This is a genomic window from Idiomarina loihiensis (assembly GCF_024584785.1).
Taxonomy (GTDB): domain Bacteria; phylum Pseudomonadota; class Gammaproteobacteria; order Enterobacterales; family Alteromonadaceae; genus Pseudidiomarina; species Pseudidiomarina fusca.
In genome coordinates this window covers 628,807-646,821 of the sequence record NZ_CP074112.1, presented here as the reverse complement: position 1 = coordinate 646,821, position 18,015 = coordinate 628,807, and the positions used below count along the sequence as shown (strand labels likewise).

13 protein-coding genes and 1 pseudogene are annotated in these 18,015 nt (G+C 50.0%); 8 read left to right on the top strand and 6 right to left on the bottom strand.

Going from position 1 to position 18,015, the window contains the following annotated elements:
• Positions 1-15: 15 nt before the first annotated feature.
• The 3 genes from lpxK to KGF88_RS02955 form a co-directional block, all read right to left on the bottom strand.
• On the bottom strand, positions 16-1,044 hold the full coding sequence (gene lpxK, locus KGF88_RS02965; protein WP_153826032.1) for a tetraacyldisaccharide 4'-kinase: 1,029 nt from the start codon (positions 1,042-1,044) through the stop codon (positions 16-18).
• A complete protein-coding gene (gene msbA, locus KGF88_RS02960) occupies positions 1,044-2,807 on the bottom strand; it encodes a lipid A export permease/ATP-binding protein MsbA (protein ID WP_110075357.1) in 1,764 nt (587 codons plus the stop codon). The genes lpxK and msbA overlap by 1 nt, the downstream gene beginning before the upstream one ends.
• Positions 2,808-2,876: 69 nt before the next feature.
• On the bottom strand, positions 2,877-5,159 hold the full coding sequence (locus KGF88_RS02955) for a DNA internalization-related competence protein ComEC/Rec2 (RefSeq protein ID WP_153826031.1): 2,283 nt from the start codon (positions 5,157-5,159) through the stop codon (positions 2,877-2,879).
• A 47-nt stretch (positions 5,160-5,206) separates the two neighbouring features.
• Here KGF88_RS02955 and KGF88_RS02950 point away from each other — a divergent pair.
• Positions 5,207-5,704: pseudogene (locus KGF88_RS02950) on the top strand (DUF2062 domain-containing protein); the annotation flags it as partial.
• Between the two features lie 142 nt (positions 5,705-5,846).
• On the opposite strand, the gene KGF88_RS02945 reads toward KGF88_RS02950, so the two are convergent.
• The 3 genes from KGF88_RS02945 to KGF88_RS02935 are packed head-to-tail and all read right to left on the bottom strand — an operon-like array spanning position 5,847 to position 9,065.
• Positions 5,847-7,076 (bottom strand): lipoprotein-releasing ABC transporter permease subunit, encoded by a 1,230-nt coding sequence (locus tag KGF88_RS02945; protein WP_153826029.1) that lies wholly within the window; start codon positions 7,074-7,076, stop codon positions 5,847-5,849.
• On the bottom strand, positions 7,076-7,831 hold the full coding sequence (gene lolD, locus KGF88_RS02940; protein WP_228759456.1) for a lipoprotein-releasing ABC transporter ATP-binding protein LolD: 756 nt from the start codon (positions 7,829-7,831) through the stop codon (positions 7,076-7,078). Before lolD ends, KGF88_RS02945 begins: the two co-directional genes overlap by 1 nt.
• On the bottom strand, positions 7,824-9,065 hold the full coding sequence (locus KGF88_RS02935; protein WP_153826028.1) for a lipoprotein-releasing ABC transporter permease subunit: 1,242 nt from the start codon (positions 9,063-9,065) through the stop codon (positions 7,824-7,826). The genes lolD and KGF88_RS02935 overlap by 8 nt, the downstream gene beginning before the upstream one ends.
• Before the next feature lie 120 nt (positions 9,066-9,185).
• On the opposite strand from KGF88_RS02935, the gene mfd reads away from it, so the two are divergent.
• Genes mfd through KGF88_RS02900 form a run of 7 tightly spaced genes read left to right on the top strand, consistent with a single transcriptional unit; the run spans position 9,186 to position 17,990 of the window.
• A complete protein-coding gene (gene mfd / locus KGF88_RS02930; protein WP_153826027.1) occupies positions 9,186-12,659 on the top strand; it encodes a transcription-repair coupling factor in 3,474 nt (1,157 codons plus the stop codon).
• Positions 12,656-13,882, top strand: a complete 1,227-nt coding sequence (locus KGF88_RS02925; protein ID WP_153826026.1) for a CsiV family protein — start codon at positions 12,656-12,658, stop codon at positions 13,880-13,882. The genes mfd and KGF88_RS02925 overlap by 4 nt, the downstream gene beginning before the upstream one ends.
• A 16-nt stretch (positions 13,883-13,898) precedes the next feature.
• Complete coding sequence (locus tag KGF88_RS02920; protein ID WP_110075364.1) at positions 13,899-14,390, top strand: MarR family winged helix-turn-helix transcriptional regulator; 492 nt, start codon at positions 13,899-13,901, stop codon at positions 14,388-14,390.
• On the top strand, positions 14,362-16,185 hold the full coding sequence (locus tag KGF88_RS02915; RefSeq protein ID WP_153826025.1) for an ExeM/NucH family extracellular endonuclease: 1,824 nt from the start codon (positions 14,362-14,364) through the stop codon (positions 16,183-16,185). The genes KGF88_RS02920 and KGF88_RS02915 overlap by 29 nt, the downstream gene beginning before the upstream one ends.
• 9 nt (positions 16,186-16,194) lie before the next feature.
• Positions 16,195-16,776 carry an RNA polymerase sigma factor gene (locus tag KGF88_RS02910; RefSeq protein WP_153826024.1) on the top strand — a complete coding sequence of 194 codons (582 nt, stop codon included), beginning with the start codon at positions 16,195-16,197 and terminating at the stop codon, positions 16,774-16,776.
• The gene (locus tag KGF88_RS02905; protein ID WP_110075367.1) at positions 16,763-17,131 is read left to right on the top strand and encodes a hypothetical protein; all 369 of its coding nucleotides are present in this window, start codon (positions 16,763-16,765) and stop codon (positions 17,129-17,131) included. Before KGF88_RS02910 ends, KGF88_RS02905 begins: the two co-directional genes overlap by 14 nt.
• A gap of 1 nt (position 17,132) precedes the next feature.
• The gene (locus KGF88_RS02900; RefSeq protein WP_110075368.1) at positions 17,133-17,990 is read left to right on the top strand and encodes a PDZ domain-containing protein; all 858 of its coding nucleotides are present in this window, start codon (positions 17,133-17,135) and stop codon (positions 17,988-17,990) included.
• The last annotated feature ends 25 nt before the right edge of the window (positions 17,991-18,015 follow it).

Genomic DNA, 18,015 nt, shown 5'->3' with positions numbered 1-18,015 from the left:
TCAAAAACCTGCAAACTATCCATTCGCTTCCGTTGATAGGGCGACTTGCTGTTGGGCTGCTAGAGGCGCTAGCAGCTGTTGCAATTGCAGCCAAAAATCTTGTTCAAAGTGCGCTTGCACCGGCAAATAATACCAGTTCTCAGGGGCGAAAGAGCGGCATTTAGCGGCATCTTTTTCCGTCATTAAAACCGTATGGTCAGCTGGCATGGACGCAAAGTCGCTGGCTTGATAAGCATAATGGTCGGCAAAAGGATAGCAAGCTGCCGGCTCGATACGAAGCTGCTTTAAAGTGGCAAAAAAGCGTTGCGGATGACCAATACCAGCCACAGCCACATAAGGCGGGGGAGGTAATGGCATCGGCTGCTGACTTGCTACTTGATGCCACCTGCCAGCTTGCAAGCTAAACTGCCAGCCCCAACTGCGTTCACCCGTGCCATTCTGCACCACTAAATCTACCTGTTGTAAGCGGTGCTGCGGCTCCCGTAACGGCCCCATGGGTAAGCGCCAACCATTGCCAAGGCCGCGCTCAGCATCAATCACAGCCAGCTCAAGATCACGAGCTAAGGCGTAATGCTGCAAGCCATCATCGCTGACAATAAGATTAATCTGGGGATGCTGTTGAAGTAACAGCTTGATACTCTGCTCACGGTTGCTGCCAACGGCTACCGGTACCTGGCAGCGCTGCGCTAATAACCAAGGCTCATCACCACTATGACGCGCGTTAATGGCGGGGTCGATAGTGCTATCGAGCAATAAGGGAAACGGCCCCTGCCCGCCGTACCCGCGTGAAATGATAGCGGGCTGCCAGCCTTGGGCTTTTAGCCAGGCAATTAGCGCTTGGGTGACGGGCGTTTTACCCGTGCCACCGACACTAATATTACCTACCACAATGACTGGAACTGGCGCTCGATAAGCGCGCTTTAAGCCAATTTTATAACTCCACCGGCGCAGGTTACTCAGAAGCACAAATAAGGCCTGTAACGGCAGCAGCAAAACGAGCCACCAAGTTAAGCGGGGCCGGTACCAGGCCCGCTGCAACGCCATTACAACTCGCCTCCATTAAACTGCAGGCTGTGCAATTGATAATAAGCGCCTTGACGTTCAATAAGCTCGGCATGGCTGCCACGCTCTAGAACTTTGCCGTCTTCCATCACTAAAATCTCATCGGCATTTTCGATGGTTGATAGCCGATGTGCAATCACGATCGAGGTACGATTCTGCTGTAACCGGCTCAGTGCTTTTTGGATGTGTCGTTCTGATTCAGTATCCAACGCCGATGTCGCCTCATCTAAAATTAAAATCGGAGCATCACGCAACAAAGCGCGGGCTATAGCGATCCGTTGACGCTGACCACCAGATAACATCACCCCATTCTCACCAACCATGGTATCTAACCCAAGTGGCAAGTTATCCGTAAATTCGGTGATAAAGGCTTGTTCTGCTACTTCGCGGATACGTTCTGGGGTTACTTCACTACGCGCACCATAGGCAATGTTATTGGCGATGGTATCGTTAAACAAAGTCACATGCTGAGATACCAACGCAAACTGACGCCGCAAACATTTGAGTTTGTAGTCGTAAATATCCACGCCATCAAGCAAGATCCTACCCCCTTGCGGGGTATAGAAACGTGTCAGCAAGTTCGAGATGGTCGATTTACCACTGCCCGAACGCCCTACCAGGGCCAAGGTTTTACCCGCCGTCACTTCAAAGCTAACGTGATCCAAGGCCGGCGCATCGCTATCGCCATATGCAAACTGTACATCGTCAAAACGAATATTGCCTTGCGCTCGCTCTATCACCAACTTGCCGGTATCTTGCTCTGGACGCTCATCTAATACTTCAAAGATACTCTGCGCCGCAGCAATGCCTCGTTGAAAATCACTATTGACAGTGGTTAATTGTTTGAGCGGACGCAGTAGCATGATCATCGACGTTAACAAAGTAGTAAAGGCACCTGCCGAGAGCTCTGTGAGCATCTCTGGAAAGCTGGCCAACACCAACACCATCGACAAACTAAAAGAGGCGATCAGCTGAATCACCGAGGTGCTTAGAGATTGCGAGGTGACCAGCTTCATATTTTGATTACGAGTGACATTATTAATATCACTGAAGCGTTTAGATTCGCGTTTTTGGCCTTCGTACATCACCACCACTTTATGCCCATTTAGCATCTGTTCTGCCGTGGTGGTGACATTGCCCATCGCCGTTTGAATACGGCGCGATACTTGCCGAAAACGTTTAGAAACCACGGACACCACTTTAGCAATAAGCGGTCCCACCACCAAAAATACTAAACTAAGCTGCCAGCTATGATAGAACATCAAGCTCAACAAGCCGATCACAAAGGCACCTTCACGGATCAAGACAAGCACCGCACGGCTACTAGCCTCAGCGACTTGTTGTGAGGTGTAAGTAATTTTGGACAGCAGTTCGCCGGTTGAGTGGTTGTCGTGAAAGCTAACGGGTAACTTCACCATGTGGTCAAACAGCTGTTGCCGCATGGTTGTCACAACCCGAAAACCTACCCAATTCAAGAAGTAGGTCGAAATAAAGTTAAATAAGCCACGACCTATAAAAACCAAAGGTACAAAAATTGCACCGTAAAGCAAAATTTTAGGGTTATGTTCGGTTAAACCATCATCAATCAGGGTTTCTATCTGGGAGAAGAAAAAAGTATCAACTGCCGCGTAACCTAACATGCCAAAAATCGACAGTGCAAAGGCTGCACGATAAGGTTTTATGTACGCTAACAAGCGCTTAAAAGTGCGCTGTTTAACAGCGTCTGGGATAGTTTCTGTGCTCATGTAATATGCTGTTTAGCCATCATTTAGCCATAGATTAGCGCCATTCTAACCGTTTTACCTAGTAACTGGCTAGTTGTCTGCGTCAAACCATGGCCTGACAGCTGCGGCATAGGGCTGTTGTACATACCACTGCTGACTATCTGCATAGATGCTTATCTGCCCACCCATGGCCGTATCTAGCAACGGGATCTGTAACTGCTGTAACCGCTCTTTTACCGCTGGGCTAACCATCCCATAGGCGTTATTTCGGCCTCTACTGGCGATACTGATACTTGGTTTAACCGCCTGCAAAAAGTAGCTCTCACTGGAGCTATTGCTGCCATGATGGGCCAACACCAGTACCTCGGCTTCTACCGGTGCTAGCTGGGCTAGCAATTGGCGTTCGGCACGGGTGGAGATATCCCCAGGGAGTAACATCTGTAATGCGCCGTAGGATATTTTCAACACGCAGGACTGATCGTTGTGTTGATTATCCGACAGTTGGCGCGGGTGCAGTACTTGCCAATGCACACCGCGCCAATCGCCCTGTTGGCCAGCCACACAAGCACTGCCTTCATTGCTGCCGAACCAACGCACCTGCGGATAACGAGCTTTGACAGTAGCGCTGCCGCCGCGATGATCACTATCCGTGTGACTGATAAAAGCCAGTTCGGGGGTTAATCTACGCTGCTGTAAAAAAGGCAGTAGCACCCGCTCTGCCATATCACCACCACTAGGCCAGCGCGCGCCCACGTCCACCAAGAGCGCAAAACCTTGGCGTTCGATAACCACAGCGCTGCCTTGCTCTACATCCAACACATGCACCCACAAATGCAGTTGGTACTGCACCAACTGCTGTTGGATAGCTAACACCAATAGCAGTGCGGCTAGACTGGTTAAACGCCAATACCAAGCTAACGGTAAAAACCAACAGACTAACCCCACTAACAAGAGTTCCAGGGGTGCGGAATGTTCGGCTGCTAACCATTGCCATGGTTGCTGTGCTAGCCACAGGAGTACAGGTTCAACCAGCTCTATCGGCCACTGCGCAATTCGCAACAGCAACTCGCTCAGCCAACTAAGTTGTAGCAACATCGCCAACAGAGCCAGTAAAGCTAACGGTAACACCCACAAGGAGAACACAGGCACCAAAAGTAAGTTTGTTACTGGAGCTAATAGCGGCAAGCCACCAAACCATACTAATGTAAGGGGCCATAGTAACAAGGTTAACACCCACTCTAACCGCCAGAGCATTCTGATTGCCCGACCTTTACCTTGAGCCGGCAGCCAGCGCCACTGCATGAATAGAATACTCGCAACAGCCAGCACCGATAACCAAAAGCCAGGCTGCAACGGTGCTAATGGCTCCACCAAACATACCAGCGCCACAGCGCGCAGCAGCACTCGCGAGGGCGGCGTGTAAAGGCCAGCTTGTTTGTGCAATAACACCACCAGCAACATCGCAAAGGCGCGCGTAGTAGCGGTAGCAAACCCCGCCAAATAGGCATAGCCTAACGCCACTAACAAGGCCAACCAAGCACTCGGTAGCACCAAGCTCAAGCGTTCACGCCTACTGCGCTGCTGCCCCAGCCGCCGCCCCAGTTGCTTGGCACTAAGCAGCACAAAACCGGCAACTAAACTTAGATGTAATCCTGAGATAGCAATCAAGTGCGCTAACCCGGTGCGCTGATAAGCATGCCACTGCTCGGTAGGAATAAGTTGCCGCTCGCCTACCAACAATGCAGCTAAAATGCCCCCTTGGCTTAACTCTAACTGTGCGATTCGATTAAAGAGGCGTTGTCGTAAATTTGCTCTACCAGCTACATAGTGGCCTTGCTTGATGCTGCCAAGCGCCACAATACCTTGGCTCAGTAAATAACGATGGTAAAGAAAACCACCTTCATTGCGAACTCCTTGCGGGGCCCTCAGCTTGACTTGCAATTGCCAAGTTTCTCCAGCTTGAGGCAGACGCTCTGCAGTAGGTTCATACCAATTCAAACGCACTTTTACACTCGGTTGTAGCCATGCTGATGGTACTGCTTCACCATCAATCGCGGTCAGCGTTCCAGCCAAACGCCAATAATCCTCAGCATGTTGTGGGAGCTCTTCAATCACTAAGTTTATGGTTACATGTTGCCCCTGCCACTTTGGGGGTATTTGCCAGTTTTGACTGAAATAGGCATTGCCAGAGCCCCACCCAATACCGCACAATAGACACCCTAACAAGATGCTATGCCGGCGCTGTGCAGGCCAATAGAATGTAGCCACTACGACTAAAGTTGAGGCTAATAGCCATTGCCAGAATGCTATCGGTTTGCCTAGAGTAAAGCTTAACGCAAACCCAAACAGCCCGGCGCACAACCACCTATCCATGGATGTTGTACCTTAGTTGGTGACCCAACAGGTCTGAACGAGAAAAAATGCCGAAGAAATTTATTCAACGCATCATGCCAAGCCATGAGTCTATTCGTAATAGTCGTAGCTTGAAGATATTTGGAAGTCTGCTGCATGATGCCAACCTCTGGCACTTAAACCGACGCTCCGCCGCCGGGGCTTTTGCAGTGGGCTTATTCTTTGCCTTTATCCCGGTGCCGTTTCAAATGCTGCTAGCTGCTGCTGCGGCCATTCCATTGCGAGTTAATTTACCACTTTCAGTAGCTTTGGTGTGGGTGTCGAATCCAATCACCATGCCGGTGCTGTTTTACTTTTGCTACTTGCTTGGGGCTTGGGTTTTGGATCAAGGCAATCAGCCGTTTGCGTTTGAATTATCCTGGGGTTGGCTGGCGCAAAGCATAGGAACAATTGGTCCGGCCTTTTTGTTGGGCTGCTTTATTGTGGCTGTGTTGGTCAGTATTATCGGTTATATCAGTATCAGTTTGCTCTGGCGACAGTCTGTGGTAAATGCTTGGCGCGCCAGAGCTGCACGCATGTTAGCGGCAGCCAAAGAGCGGGCAATTGAGCATTTACCGCACGCACAGCGTCCCCATGAGCGCACGCACAAACAAGACAAACGGAATCATTCCAACGATCCTGATTAACTTGTTTGCCTTAGCGCGAAGACTAAGTTGCGCTAATAGCTTTAACGATGTCTGTGCGCGATGCTTGCCAAGCCGGATAAAGCGTTGCTAAACCACTCATCAGCAAAGCAACCAAGGCCACGAGGACAATATCTAACCCTTGCAGTTGCACGGGAATACTAGTGACAAAATAAACGTCACTTGCCAGCAAGGTATCCCCCGTTAGCTGCTGAAACCACTGCAGCACGTAGGGCAACGAACTCGTCAGAACAATTCCTGCCAGCACGCCCAGACTAATCCCCAACACCCCATTTTGTAGGCCTTGCCAAATGAATACCTGCATGATGCGTACGCGGCGCAATCCCATGGTCCTTAAAATACCTATGTGGCGCTGTTTTTCTTGCACCGTCATCACCAGAGTTGAGACGATATTAAAGCAGGCCACCGCTAACACTAACACCAACACCAAATACATCACCAAGCGCACCAATTGAATATCGCGATACAAATGCCCTTGCGAGCGCATCCAGTGGTCAAGATACACATAATCATCAATCTGATAGCCTAACTGCGTGGCGATTTGCTGCACCGCAAAAATATCCGTCACTGCTAATTCAACCGCTTGCGCACCCTCACTGAAGCCCATCAGGGCTTGCGCAGTAGTTAAATCAACATAGGCGTATTGATGATCCACTTGGCCACCGAAGGTAAAAGTACCCACCACGGTTAAAGCTTGGCGTTTAGGCTGTTTGAAACTGCCCTGTTGAGCCACCATCAAGGCTAATTTATCTCCTGTTTGGACGTCTAAACGAGCTGCTAGTTGACTACCTAATACGACGCCACGAGGTTGTTGTTGTAATTGTTGCCAGGTTGCAGCTGGCATGTAATCCGCAATGGCATGGGGCTGTTCCGTAGCGATACCTTCTAGTTGCACGCCGACAAATTCGGTGCCTTGCTGGATCAATGCTTGGCTACGAATAACGGCTCGCGCACTTGCTACCTGAGGGTGAGCTAGCGCCAACTCAATAATCCCTTGAGGGTCTTTAAGCTGTCCCTTAACCGCACTAAATTCAACTTGCGGTACCAAGCTCAAAAAACGCTTCTGTAACACCTCTTCAAAGCCGTTCATCACGCTTAGACCAGTGATAAACACCATACAGCCAAGGGCTATCCCTAACGTCGAAGACGCCGAGATAAAACTAACGAAGCCACTGCGCTCACGCTTACCACGAAAACGTCGCGCCAATAACCAAGATAACTGCCAAGCTCGCATCAGTTTGTCTCTCGCTGCGCTGCAGCATAAGCGCTAGCCGTGACCAATTTACCATGCTGCAAATGGAGAGTGCGCGGCAGTTGTGCCGCCAAACTTTGATCATGTGTAACCAACACAAAAGCCGTTGCTAGCTCTTGATTAAGCTGTTGCAGCAAAGCAAAAACACTCGCTGCAGTAGCATCATCCAAATTACCTGTGGGCTCATCAGCGAGGACTAATTGGGGTCGATTCACCAACGCCCGTGCGATGGCCACCCGCTGGCGTTCACCGCCCGATAGCTCGCTAGGACGATGGCGTGCACGGGCCTGCAGCCCTACTCGTTCGAGCAATTCTGCAGCCTGTTTGAGTGCCTCTGCGCGTTTCACCCCAGCAATAAACAGTGGCATCGCCACATTTTCTTGGGCATTAAACTCTGGCAACAAATGATGAAATTGGTAAATAAAGCCCAATTGCTGATTGCGCCAATCGGCTAGTTGCGCACTCGACCACTGCTGAATGGTTTGGTTTTTATAGAGGATCTCGCCCGAACTCACTTGATCGAGGCCGCCCATACAATGCAATAAGGTAGATTTACCAGACCCTGAGCTACCCACAATGGCCAGCATATCACCGGCAGCTATCTTTAAGTCTACCTCTTGCAACACCTGTAATTGCCGGTCTCCATCTTGATAATGGCGACTTACTTGACGGCATTCCATTAACATCTGTACTTCCTCTCTAAGCGCCGCAGCTGCGGTATCTGCTTGGTTATTCATAGGTTAACGCCCGTGCTGGTTGAGTTTGGCTAGCGCGCCAAGCTGGATATAACGTTGCTAACAAGGTCAATAACAACGCTGCCAGCACTATCGTGACAATTTGCTCCGGTTGCATTAGCACAGGTAAGCCGGCTTGCCCGGTAAAACTCAAATCTACCTGTAATAAACTCAACACTTGGTTTAAATTACCAGCCAGCAATACCCCCGCTGTAAGCCCCAGCAGGCTGCCAATCACGCCATTGGTAAGGCCCTGCATGAGGAACATCTGATAGATACCACTTTTGCGCATGCCCATGGTTTGCAGAATAGCGATATCGGTCTGCTTATCTTGAATGAGCATCATCAGCGCTGACACAATATTAAACGCAGCGACGGCGATAATCAGCCCAAGCATCAAGCCGACCATGCGTTTTTCCATGTTTACGGCATCAAACAGTTCACCGTATTGAGAGCGCCAGCTTCGCACATTAAAGTCCGGCCCCAACTGCTGCTGCAAGTATTCGGCAGCGCTAATCGCCTGAAACGGATCGGTGAAATAATAACGCACATTAGATACCTGTGAATCAGGTAAACGCAGTAGCCGTGCGGCATCGCTACCGTGCATCACCAGTAGCTGACCATCGGCTTCTGATTGCATGGCTACAATGCCAACAATGGTAAATTGCCGTTGCGCTGGCATTAAGCCTAGGGGTGTGTAAACCCCGCCGGCGGCTGCAATCACGCGGATACTATCACCGGGCCAGACATCCAATTGTTGCGCTAAGGCTTGACCAATCAGAACGCCATAACCGCCTGCTTGCAGGCGTTCTATCTCGCCAAACTGTAGGTGCTGTTGCAGCGGTTGCCATTGCACGGCGGCGCCAGCCACCTCAGGAAATAACCCTTGAATAAGTACCGGACGCAGCTGACCGCCACTTTGCACCACCCCGGCACTACTTACCTGGGGCACTTTCGCGCGCTCGCCCGGTAATGCTGGCAATTGCCGAATAAAAGTGTCGGTTGCGCTGATGCCGGCAGTATTAGCACTGCTCACTGTGAGTTGCGGCACCACACCTAAAATACGTTGTTTCAGTTGCTGTTCAAAACCATTCATGACCGAGCTCACCACGATGAGTGCCGCGACGCCCACGACAATCCCGGCAAACGCAAACCGATTAATAAAACGAGTGAACTTACTGCCGTGCTTGGCACGACTATAACGAAGCCCAAGGTATATTGCTGCTGACTGGCCCATGCATGTTCCTAAAAATTAACGCGCTGCAAGCATAAAGAAAACTCGCCACTGATCCAAGCGGCAAGTTCAGGTATACTTCATCACAACCTATATTGTTGGCTATCCGGACGTATTTTATTCATGACTCAGGTATCAATTTTCAGCCCTCCTACTCCAACTTCAGCAAGTATTGATCTTACCTGGCAAGAGTTACATGGCAGTAGCGTTGCTATGGCCCTAGGCCAAACCATTGAAAATCATCCCGGTCCAGTCTTGATAGTGACGCCTGATGCGCCACAAGCGCACCGTCTCGAGCAAGAAATAGCCTACTTTACGCCAACTTGGCGTGATCACTTGTGGGTGTTTCCTGATTGGGAAACCTTACCTTACGATAGCTTTTCACCGCACCAAGATATTATTTCTGAGCGTCTCAAAGTGCTCGCGCAATTGCCAGATCTCAAACGCGGAGCTTTGATTGTATCACTCAATACCTTGCTGCACCGGGTGGCACCGAAAGATTTTGTCAGCGGTCAAACATTGCAGTTGAGCAAAGGGCAGCAGCTAGATATTCACCAGCTACGACAACGCCTAGAGCGGGCTGGGTACCGCCACGTGGCGCAAGTCATGGAGCATGGTGAGTTTTGCGTGCGCGGCTCGCTCCTTGATTTATTCCCGATGGGCTGTGATGAGCCCTACCGGCTTGATTTTTTTGACGACGAATTAGACTCTATTCGACTGTTTGATCCAGATACCCAACTGTCGGCAACCGAAATAGACGCAATCAATTTACTGCCGGCTCACGAGTTTCCTACTAACGAGACCGCAATTGAGGGGTTTCGGGCTCGCTACCGCGACTTGTTTAATGCCTCAAATGAGCGCGATTCAGTGTATTACCAGGTCTCTAATAAACAATTCCCGGGCGGTATCGAGTATTACCAACCGCTGTTTTTTGAGCAGATGGCGACCTTATTTGATTATCTACCGGACAATGCCCTGCTGGTCACTTTTGGTGATATCCAAGGCAGTTTAGACAGCCTCTGGCATGACATTCAGCAACGTTATGAACAACGCCGCTATGATCCTTTGCGTCCACTGTTGGCTCCGCATCAGGTGTTCATGACGGTCGATCAACTACATGCCGGCTTTAAGCAATTGCCGCGGGTGCGTGCCATGGTACCCAGCGATAAAGCTCAGCCGGGGCCACAGCACTTTGCTACCGAAGCCCTTGCCGATATCGCAGTTAATCACCAGCTCAAAGATCCGCTGCAAAACTTACGCAACAAGCTCACCCAGCTACAACAGCAACAGTACCGCGTGCTATTTTTAGTTGAATCTGCAGGTCGCCGTGAAAGCTTACGAGAACTATTGGCACCACTTAAGTTGGCGCTCGCCGAAGTAGATGATCTGCAACAATTTGTCGATGGCAGCGCGCGTACAGCCATTAGCATTGCTCCGGTCGTGCACTCGTTTCTCCTCCCAGCCCAACAACTTGCCATTATTACTGAAACTGAGTTGCTAGGGCACCGCATTAGCCAGCGTCGCCGCAAAGAGTCACAAACTGGCATCAACGCCGAAAATATGGTGCGTAACTTAGCTGAGTTACGTATCGGCCAACCGGTGGTGCACATTGATCATGGTGTAGGTCGTTATCAGGGGCTGAAAACCCTCGAGGCTGGTGGTATCACAACCGAGTTTGTGACTATTGAGTATGCCCAACAAAGCATTTTATATGTTCCGGTAGCCTCACTCCATGTTCTGAGCCGGTACAGCGGCGGTGAAGAAGCGTCAGCTCCACTGCACAAATTAGGCAACGACCAGTGGGAAAAAGCCAAACGCAAAGCGGCAGAAAAAATTCGTGATGTGGCCGCTGAGTTACTGGATGTTTATGCTAAACGCGAAGCCAAGCCAGGCTATGCTTTTCAGCTTAACCAAGACGATTATCGCCGGTTTGCGGCGAGCTTTCCATTTGAAGAAACGGACGATCAACAACAAGCCATCGCTGGCGTGCTCGATGACATGCAAAGTAACCGAGCTATGGATAGGCTGGTGTGTGGCGATGTAGGTTTCGGTAAAACAGAAGTAGCCATGCGCGCTGCTTTTGTTGCGGTAAACGATGGCAAACAAGTGGCAGTATTAGTGCCTACGACCCTATTGGCACAACAACATTTTGAGAACTTTAAAGACCGCTTTGCCGATTGGCCCATCCGCGTAGAAGTACTGTCACGTTTTAAAACCAGCAAACAAACCAAACAAATCCTAGCAGACCTCGCCGCTGGTAAGATTGATTTGGTGATTGGCACCCACAAATTACTGAGCGCCGATGTGGCCTTTCACGATCTTGGTTTGCTGATTGTCGATGAAGAACATCGCTTCGGCGTTCGCCAAAAAGAAGCGATTAAGCGTTTACGCGCTGATGTTGATATTCTGACCTTAACCGCAACGCCCATCCCAAGAACTTTAAATATGGCCATGCATGGGGTGCGAGATTTATCCATTATTGCGACCCCACCCGCCAAACGTTTGGCTGTTAAGACCTTCGTGCGCGAATATGATGAACCCACTATTCGCGAAGCTGTGTTACGCGAAATTTTGCGCGGAGGACAAGTGTATTTCCTCCACAATAATGTTGAAACCATTGAAAAAACTGCGCGCGAATTGGCAGAATTAGTGCCCGAAGCACGCATCACTGTGGCGCATGGACAGATGCGAGAACGTGAACTTGAACGTATCATGTCTGATTTTTATCATCAGCGTTTCAATGTCTTGGTTTGTACCACCATTGTTGAAACAGGCATTGATGTGCCTACGGCCAATACCATCATTATGGACCGCGCTGATCATTTGGGCTTGGCGCAGATGCACCAGTTACGTGGCCGCGTCGGGCGCTCCCATCATCAAGCTTATGCCTATTTGTTAACGCCGCATCCAAAACGCATGACCAAAGATGCCTTGAAACGCTTAGAGGCTATTTCGCAGCTTGAAGATCTTGGTGCTGGCTTTATGCTAGCTACTCATGATTTGGAAATTCGTGGCGCTGGTGAACTATTAGGTGACGAGCAAAGTGGCCAAATTGAAAGCATCGGCTTTACCTTATACATGGAGATGCTCGAGCAGGCCGTGCAAGCCATGCGTGATGGTAAAGAACCAGCACTTGAGCAATTGTTAAAAGCCCAAGCAGAGGTTGAGTTACGTGTTCCTGCGTTGCTGCCGGAAGATTATATCGGCGATGTGAATATTCGATTAAGCCTGTACAAGCGTATTGCCAGCGCCAACGGCCCACGCGAGTTAGATGAGATTCAAGTTGAGTTAATTGACCGCTTTGGTCTGCTGCCAGAACCCGTTAAAAACTTAGTACGAGTAACCGCTATTCGTCACCAAGCTGCGTTGCTGGGACTGCGCAGAATAGAAGGCAGTCAACAGGGAATTAGTTTAGAGTTTGGTCCAGATAACAAGGTACAACCAGCACAACTGATTGAGCTTATCCAAAGCCAACCGAATGTCTATAAACTAGACGGTCCTAATCGTTTACGCATTCTTATGAAAACTGAAGATACTCAAGCACGGTTGAAACTGGTAGAGTCTCTGTTGGAGCAATTATTACGAGGCACAGAATGAGGCTTTTAACTAGGCTAAGTAACAGCCATTCACTTCGTCCCCTAGCAAAACCCTTAGGCTCACTAGCAGTATGGTTGGTGCCGTTAGCGGTAATTATCACCAGTAGCATGTTGGCTCCCACTGCGGTTGCCCAAAGTAAACTAAGTGACCCCGAAAGCTGGCGCTGGTTTGAAGTCGAAGTTTTAGTTTTTAAACACCTCGATGCTGATACCAGTGAAAACTTCCCGTGGCTAGCACCACGCCAATTGCGCCCCAAGCATGACTTGTTGAGCAGCTACTACGCACCTAATTTTTGGGCGCTCTTGTTCGATTTACCCGTTTGCCCTGAAGCTGAAACTGAAGCTGAAAGCCCTGCGATTCGCACTCCAAGCCTCTGGTGTGCGCAGCAAGCTGAATTAGATTTAGAGCAGCGCCGGCCCTGGTATCAGCCCGAGCTGATGCTCCGGAGCTTAGCGCAAGCACCAACCAAGGTGGTCAGCGGTTATAACGGCGATATCAATACGGCAACGCGACCCTTTTTGCTCGATGCAGGCCAACACCAGTTAACTGAGATGCGTGAGCAACTAGAACGTCGGCGGGTGGGAACACCTTTACTCCATGTTACCTACCGCACCCCGGTCTTTACTCGTAATCAGAATTACAGCCTACGCCTGTTTGGTGGCAAAAATTACGGACATGAGTATGCACCTTCGGGCTATCAACTACCACCGATAGTCAGTGCTACTGACCTACCATCGCAACCTGAAGCTGCGCTGACTGGCAGCGAAGCAACTGCGCCGGCGAGCGAGCAATTATTCACCGAACTTAACTGGTTACTAGAACAAGCCAACCAGCAACAATTACAATTAAATTACAGCGATACGGGTACGCCGAATCCACCACCATTGCGCCAGCCCCGGCCAGATAACCAACGCACTGAGGCGGTGTGGGAACTTGATGGCTTGCTTCATATTTATTTGGTAGGCAACTATTTGCATATCGACAGCCAGTTAGAGCTGCGCGAACCGCAAGCAGTGCGCTTCAATCAACGTCAATTGAGTGCGCAAGTTGAGCAGGCACTGCAACAGCTAACAGCAACTGAAAGTACTAGTGATTGGTTCTTACGAAGTTACCGCTTAGAACAGTTACGCCGAGTGATTAGTCACGAAACCCATTACTTTGATCATCCTAAATTAGGCTTAGTGGTACAAATTAGACGGACCGATCGCTCCGCTAGACGCTAGTCAGGGAGAGATATCTATGGAAAAATACGAAGAATTATTATTAGCTTTGCGCAAGGTGATTCGCGCGACTGATTTGTATTCAAAGCAGTTGAATAAAACAACCGGGCTGACCGCTCCACAACTGCTGATTTTACGTGAGATAGCAGCCTGCCCCGCCGGGATAACTGCCAGCTCAGTTGCACAGAATATTACCTTAAGCCCAGCCACCGTAAGTAACGTAATTGACCGTCTTGAACACCGGCAGTTGATTCACCGCGAACGCAGTACGTTAGATAAACGTCGCGTGGTATTAACATTAACAGCGGCAGGTCAGGCCCGTTTAGCTGATGCCCCGCGACCTTTGCAAGAAAACTTTATCGGTAAGTTTCAAGCGCTCGCTGATTGGGAACAATCCCAATTGGTGGCAGCGATGCAACGAATTGCCACCATGATGGATGCAGAAAAACTAGATGCAGCCGAGATACTTGAAGTAGGAAGCTATGAACAACAAAAATTCAATTCGCGCTAACATTCCAACCAAGAAGTTAATCCGTGCGGTTGCACTTGCGCCACTAGCCTTGATGCTGGCGAGTTGTGCTAATACTGAAACCAATCCTGCCTGTCTTGCTGACACCACCGCCATTGCGACCATTCAGGGGGCCAGCGACAGATCTACGCTGGTTGGTCAAATGGTTACCACGCGGGGCATTATTACCGCTGATTGGACTGCAACAGAGCAACTGGGCGGTTTTTTTATCCAAAGTACCAGTGCCGACCAAGATCAAGACCCAGCTACTGCTGAAGGACTTTTTATTGCCACTGAAGAGTTACCGGCAACGGCTGCAGCAGGTAGTTTCGTTTATGTGACCGGGGTGGTTGCTGAAGCGCAACAATTAACGCAACTGCAGCAAGTTAGCAACGTCAGCATCTGTAGTACGCCACAAACGTTACCTGAACCGATCGCTCTGCAGCTGCCTCAGGCTGAGGCGAATAGTTTTGAGCAATACGAGGGCATGTTAGTTGCCTTTGCCCAAGATTTAGTAGTTAACGGACACTATCAGTTAGCGCGCCATGGCCAATTTGAAGTTGCCCATGAACGCCTCTATACCCCAACCCAAGTGGTTGCTCCTGGAGCCGATGCCCAGCAACTTGCACAGCAAAACCAACTGGCGAAATTACTAATTGATGACAATCGGGCGCCAAACCCTGCTCAAGTGCCTTACCCTGCGCCTGAGTTAAGTGCGGATAACACCTTGCGCAGTGGCGATACCCTGCAGGGCGCCGTAGGTATTATGAGCCAATATCAGCGTCAGTACCGCTTGCAACCAACCACTCAGTTAACGTTTGAGGCTAGTAATCCGCGCCCAGCGGCACTGCCACAACCGGCCCAAAACACGATTCGAGTGGCGGCTTTTAACGTCCTTAATTATTTTAACGGCGAAGGCGACGCGAAAACTTTCCCTACTCAACGTGGTGCTAAAACTGCCGCGCAATTTAAACGCCAACACGATAAAATTGTGACCGCCTTGGCAGCGATGAATGCTGACATCATAGGTTTGATGGAAATTGAGAATGATGGCTACACTGAGCACAGCGCTATTGTTGAGTTAACCCAGGCGCTAGCAGTTAAAACAGGTCAGCCTTGGCGTTTTATTCAGGCAGGTGACGAGCGTTTTGGTAGCGATACTATCACCAATGGCTTGCTTTACCGCAGCGACAAAGTAGAGCCTCAAGGAGCCGTTGTCAGCATCAATCAGGCTCCGTTTGATAGCCGTAGCCGGTTACCACTGATTCAACGTTTTGCACCACTTAATACGGTCGAAAATCTAGTAGTTGCCGTTAACCACTTTAAATCTAAGGGCAGTTGCCCGAAAGATAGTAGCCACCCGGATGCGAATCAAGACGATGGCCAAGCCTGCTGGAATGCCACGCGCACCCAATCGGCTGAACTCTTAGCTGATACGTTAGACCAGCACCCCGAGCTGAGCCGGCATAGCTTACGAGTGCTGCTTGGTGATTTTAACGCGTACGCCAAAGAAGACCCTATCACTACCCTGCTTGGCAAAGGTTACTACAATCGTTTGGATAGCTTTGACGCAGCAGCATACAGCTATGTGTATGACGCTCAAGCAGGCAGTCTTGATCATTTGCTGGTATCAGCAGCATTGAACCCGCGGGTAGTTATGCAAGGTATCTGGTCGATCAACGCTGATGAGCCAACTGCACTACAGTACAGTTACGCTGATACCCAAGCCCATTGGTATGCGCCATCCGCGTATCGAGCTTCTGACCATGACCCTGTGTATGCTGATATTCAATTTTAAGTAACAACCATGAGCGCAACAGGGTTTGGTCAACCGGTTAGTGTCACGCTGGTGCAAGCTGCTCAGCGTGGCCAAAACACCGCCCAGCGGCAGTTATTTGAGCAATTTCAACGGCCCGTACTGCAAACCCTGTTTGGCTTGTGTCATGACCGTGAGCAAGCCAAAGATTGGGCGCAAGAAGTCTTTCTGCAAGCCTTTGCAAAGCTACCCCAACTACGTGAGCCACAAGCTTTTGGCGGCTGGTTGAAAAAGTCTGCAATAAATTATGCCCTCGCACAACTTAGAAAGCAGCATCTTGATCTAGACCTCGACAGCGACTATCAGCAACTGCTTGATACTAACGCAGACCCCAGCCAAACCACCGACTGGCACAGTTTTGGTGAGTTAGAAAACATTCTGCCAGTATTAACTGCTGCCGAACGCAGCTTAGTATGGTTATACTTAGTAGAAGACTATAATCATAATGAGTTAGCTGCCATGTTTGATACCAATGCTGCTACCGTGCGAAAAAGGTATCAACGCGCCCTAGAAAAATTGCGCCAAGCACAGCAATTCGATGCACCCACAGGAGGCCCCAATGACGTCTCGTGAAGAGCAACAGCTGAAGCAACAACTACGCCAATGGTCGGCCCAGCAAACCGCTGATTTGCACCTGACTTGGCCTAAGCCACGCCGGCGCCAACTTACCTTAGCTCGCTGGCCCTGGTTATTGTTGCCGACTGCGGCCACACTGGCCTGGTTTTGGTTAGCCGGACCCTACCATCAACAAATGATCCCCGCGACCGCTCCAGCAAGCTCACAACAACCGATGCTGCTGGCTGCCGACTATCAACTAGAAACCATGGATCGGCAAATTCAACAAGCGGTGTTGGCAGAGGCCGACAGCGCCACCATTGAGCAACTTTTAGCTGCTCGCAACAGCATGTTGACTAGGGACGCTTGGTAAGATGACTGCTTATTATCGCTGGGTTGTTGTTACCCTTACTTTGCTATTTCCAGTTTACTTTAGCGCTGCAGCTGTGACCGCGGCACCGGCCCAGCAAAGCGAAGAACAGATCCGCCAGCAGGCACGTGATACCGCTATTGCCGCTAGTAAACTCTATGGTTCACAGCCAGCCGTATTATTGCAGGAGCCGCCGCGTAGCTATATTGATTGGGGTGCGGTGTTGCGCACCAACGGTAGCGTTTTGGTGGTGCGTAGCAACAGCATGGCCGCTCAATTAGGATTGCAACAAGGCGATGTCGTACAACAGGTCGATGATTTAGTGTTGACGGAGGTTGGTTTAGACGCAGTGTTAGGTTATCTCGAAAGTTTGGAGCATCAGCAGCAGGTCACCCTACAAGTGCTGCGCCAACAACAAAGTATCACCCTCTCGGGTCCAGCCCAAGCTACCTTGATACCCGGCTGGCGGTTGATTGTTGATCATCAGTTTAATGAGCTCAACCTTACCACTAACCAAAGCAAGGTGTGTGGACGCATTAGCGTATTTCAACAACCACCAGCCGCACACGACTTGTATGCTGTGCTAATTACTCGTATTAATAACCGTAGCATTGATGCACAAACGGCAGTGGTGCAATTAAGTCCTGGCACCTATCAAATCGAGCTGATGGAATTAATTGCCAGCAAAGACTTTCGTCGTTATAGGCAACAACCACGCACGCAGACCTTTAGTTTAGAGGTGGCTGCCAATACCACGTACCATCTTGGTGCGCAGTATCCGTTAGCTGTGATCGATGATAACAGCCACGATTGGCTACCCAAAGTGTGGAAGCGAACGCAGCGCCAATGCACCGCCCAGTAACTGAACCTTAGCTTGTCATTAAGCT

Bases quoted from the DNA above. Each gene is read 5' to 3' on its own strand.
- lpxK (WP_153826032.1), bottom strand. From the start codon at position 1,044: ATGGCGTTGCAGCGGGCCTGGTACCGGCCCCGCTTAACTTGGTGGCTC.
- msbA (WP_110075357.1), bottom strand. From the start codon at position 2,807: ATGAGCACAGAAACTATCCCAGACGCTGTTAAACAGCGCACTTTTAAG.
- KGF88_RS02955 (WP_153826031.1), bottom strand. From the start codon at position 5,159: ATGGATAGGTGGTTGTGCGCCGGGCTGTTTGGGTTTGCGTTAAGCTTT.
- KGF88_RS02945 (WP_153826029.1), bottom strand. From the start codon at position 7,076: ATGCGAGCTTGGCAGTTATCTTGGTTATTGGCGCGACGTTTTCGTGGT.
- lolD (WP_228759456.1), bottom strand. From the start codon at position 7,831: ATGAATAACCAAGCAGATACCGCAGCTGCGGCGCTTAGAGAGGAAGTA.
- KGF88_RS02935 (WP_153826028.1), bottom strand. From the start codon at position 9,065: ATGGGCCAGTCAGCAGCAATATACCTTGGGCTTCGTTATAGTCGTGCC.
- mfd (WP_153826027.1), top strand. From the start codon at position 9,186: ATGACTCAGGTATCAATTTTCAGCCCTCCTACTCCAACTTCAGCAAGT.
- KGF88_RS02925 (WP_153826026.1), top strand. From the start codon at position 12,656: ATGAGGCTTTTAACTAGGCTAAGTAACAGCCATTCACTTCGTCCCCTA.
- KGF88_RS02920 (WP_110075364.1), top strand. From the start codon at position 13,899: ATGGAAAAATACGAAGAATTATTATTAGCTTTGCGCAAGGTGATTCGC.
- KGF88_RS02915 (WP_153826025.1), top strand. From the start codon at position 14,362: ATGAACAACAAAAATTCAATTCGCGCTAACATTCCAACCAAGAAGTTA.
- KGF88_RS02910 (WP_153826024.1), top strand. From the start codon at position 16,195: ATGAGCGCAACAGGGTTTGGTCAACCGGTTAGTGTCACGCTGGTGCAA.
- KGF88_RS02905 (WP_110075367.1), top strand. From the start codon at position 16,763: ATGACGTCTCGTGAAGAGCAACAGCTGAAGCAACAACTACGCCAATGG.
- KGF88_RS02900 (WP_110075368.1), top strand. From the start codon at position 17,133: ATGACTGCTTATTATCGCTGGGTTGTTGTTACCCTTACTTTGCTATTT.